Consider the following 2,881-nt stretch of genomic DNA (forward strand, 5'->3'; position numbering starts at 1 on the left):
GCCGAATAAGCAATTCGGGAAAGGCAAGTTTCGACCGCTACGAATGGCTGACAGAGCTTAGCGTACGATTTTTTCCGTTTCGTGAGCTGGCCCCTAGAAGTACGCACGGCCCCATCACGATGAACGATGCCGATGTGAATGCCATGCACCTGGCAATCCGAATCCGCCAGTGGACTGACGTGAGCCCCCTGGCGTCCGTCCGGCTGCTGGCCTGCCGTACGGGAAACAAGGATCCCAAAGCCTTTGGACGGCTGTCGGTGTTTTCCTCGCTGCTGCCTGGCATCACGGGCCAGGCTGGCTATCTCGCATCGCCGATGCAAAGCCGGTTCGTTCGATGTCACGCAAAGGTTATTCGCCCGATAACGCCGCGTGCAAAGGCTTCTTCGGGAGGTTGAAGAACGAACTGTTCTACTCGAGGAACTGGCAGTCCGCCACCCTTGAGCAATTCGTCGACGCTTTGGACTCATACATCCGGTGGTACAACGAAAAGAGGATCAAGATTTCGCTAGGTAATCGCGTAGCCGATCAACATACGAATTCCAGATTGGCCGATGAAAATCCAGTATAGTTGGACGTCGAAAGAGGGAGGCGATTCCGGATGCCATTTATGCGGCTCCGCGAGATGTCCCAGTCGCGGACCGGAGGCGTCCATCAAACTATCCTTTGTTGGACGTTGTTCCGTACTATCACCTCAGAAACCAGCGTATGCCACACGATCGACTCACCCTTAAAGACTTCATACAAAGATCAGCGAAATTGACATGGATGCGTATGCAGGCTGAAATGTCGAATGACATTGATCGAATTCATGAAGGCAACGGGAATTTTGATAATACAACGATCCTCAGACTCATTACATTCCTAAAAAATCCAGAGCCGCCTCTACTATATTATTATGGCGCAAAATGGAAGATAGATCAGTTTGCGCGTTATGGTGCCATAAGAATGGCGCCTAACTTTACAAGGAATGATCAGCGCCAACTGAATATCCCGGGAAGAGGTTTCTTTCCCGAAGGAGCTTATGCCTTCACCGTACCTCCGTGGTCGGATGAACACAGCAAAACACTTCTTACCAAAGCCGCGTATGGTGAAGCGATGATCGGCCATCCACATGTTTCGTTCGAATGTTGTATTGCATTCATTCCGGATCTTTACCATTGGATACCATCTGGATTTTATAATTATCCGGACACCTCTGAAATAATGCACTATTGCATGCAACCCGGCCGATCGCCGGATAAAGTCATTCGAATTCTTTTTCAGATTCCTGGGCAGTCGTCCCAAGACGCCAATAGCTTGCAAATAAGAATTGTCTACTCTGGACCAACCTTTCTATCTTCATGATTGGGAACTTCCAACACTTGCGACGCCTCATCAGTCATCATGCAGAGCATCGAATCGCGCGGCATCGATCGAGGTGGGGATACCAACTGCCCGATCCCGACACACAGATCCCGGCGAGCTCGATTGGGGCACCGGGTTTCTACTTCCGCATTCACGCGTCACGGCTACCGCGTCAAGGACCTTGAGGAGCAGTTGTTCGACGCGAAGCCGGTCGAGATCAAGGCGCTCTTCAGCAACTCGCTGGAACCGGTACGAGCTACGACCCTGCGACAGGATGCTTGCCGCGGGGCTGCCGATCTGAGTCTCGTCAGTTGCAGATAATGTCAGTAGGCGGAAATGGAATGTGAGCACGACCGGCTGAGTGCAAGCACAGTTGCAAATGATCCGAGCACGCGCTTTCCGTCAGTTGCAGTTATTCCAAGCAAAAAACCGCGTCGATTGCAAGCACGGCCGGTTTCGATTGCAAGTCACTACACCTAGTCATCCAACAAGCGGTGGATCAATTCGACTCGCTTCGAGCTCGCTGCGGACCGGATGGGCTGCGTGACGATCTGCTGCGACTGCATGGCATGGCGCACACGGTGATTAACGGCGCGAGCCTGTCGTATTCGACAGACGCCCCCACACTCGTGGAGCAAGCCGATTGCACCATCGAGGAACTGGAAGGCTGGGTGATGATGCTTGAGAAGATGATTCTCGCCCTGCGTCCCCTGCAGGACTTGCGATCTCAGACGGATGAATGAAAAAAAGCCCGCCGCGTACAAGTAGCAATTTGCTCCGCGCTTTCGCCGCCACGCGTTCGGCTGGCGCTCGGACGCGCCAATCAAGCGGATCAAGGAAGCGCTTGCAGAAGTCAAGCGGGTCGCCCGCAGTGGTGCGGTGCTTGCCGCGCAAGACGCGGCCAAGTTTCTAGCGAAAGTATCACCAGCACTGAAACAAGTCGACAGTTCTTCCGGGCGCTGGGCTCTGCGGTGAACCGGGCCGTCAAGATGTTGGTTCCGATCATCGTCGACGTGTCAGTTGATTTCGACACGCGGCAACGCTGGCTCGTACGGCTCTGGCACGCGATCCAAGAGCAGGGAGTCCCCTGTATCGAGACGCTGGCTGAGGAATGGGACAAAGTGTGCGTGACCGAGGAAAAATATACTGCGCAAACGAAGCTTACGGCCGCCAAAGACTATTGCTCTGGGTGATCCGCTTGGATTTCTTGGACGGGGACTGAAGTTCATGCTCTCCTCTTCCAACTGGCGCATTCTGTGCAGCTCCGATGGCCCCGCGCCACCGTGTTTTTTCTTCCAGTTGAAAAGGTTGCCGCGCTGATACCTGGCTTACGGCACACCACTTTTACCCTCGTACCTGGCTCACCCTGCGTCAAGGCAAACGCGATCCGTGTTTCCGGGAACTTGCTCGTCTTCACGGCGGATCTTTCAGTTCATACGATGACCAGCGCATGCGCCTGCGTCACGTCGTTGACGTTCGCAGCGGTGCCCACCACGGTGTGCACCAGCCCCGAATCCGCATCGACGCCGATATGTGC

At 54.3% G+C, this 2,881-nt stretch carries 2 protein-coding genes and 3 pseudogenes; 3 read left to right on the forward strand and 2 right to left on the reverse strand.

Translation table 11 applies throughout. The features are described from left to right. Nucleotides 1–274 precede the first annotated feature (274 nt). The 3 genes and pseudogenes from ACIQWO_RS27390 to ACIQWO_RS27400 form a co-directional block, all read left to right on the forward strand. Nucleotides 275–568, forward strand: a pseudogene (locus ACIQWO_RS27390) (IS3 family transposase); the annotation flags it as partial. A gap of 137 nt (nucleotides 569–705) precedes the next feature. Continuing rightward, nucleotides 706–1,344 carry a hypothetical protein gene (locus ACIQWO_RS27395; protein WP_402830851.1) on the forward strand — a complete coding sequence of 213 codons (639 nt, stop codon included), beginning with the start codon at nucleotides 706–708 and terminating at the stop codon, nucleotides 1,342–1,344. A gap of 494 nt (nucleotides 1,345–1,838) precedes the next feature. Next, nucleotides 1,839–2,087 (forward strand): transposase, encoded by a 249-nt coding sequence (locus ACIQWO_RS27400; RefSeq protein ID WP_402830852.1) that lies wholly within the window; start codon nucleotides 1,839–1,841, stop codon nucleotides 2,085–2,087. 486 nt (nucleotides 2,088–2,573) lie between these two features. Here the strand turns inward: ACIQWO_RS27400 and ACIQWO_RS27405 are convergent. Both ACIQWO_RS27405 and ACIQWO_RS27410 read right to left on the reverse strand, forming a co-directional pair. Continuing rightward, nucleotides 2,574–2,761 (reverse strand): annotated as a pseudogene (locus ACIQWO_RS27405) (transposase); the annotation flags it as partial. A 24-nt stretch (nucleotides 2,762–2,785) separates the two neighbouring features. Further along, a pseudogene (locus tag ACIQWO_RS27410) lies at nucleotides 2,786–2,881 on the reverse strand (transposase); the annotation flags it as partial.

The organism is Pandoraea sp. NPDC090278 (assembly GCF_044772185.1).
Classification (GTDB): Bacteria; Pseudomonadota; Gammaproteobacteria; order Burkholderiales; family Burkholderiaceae; genus Pandoraea.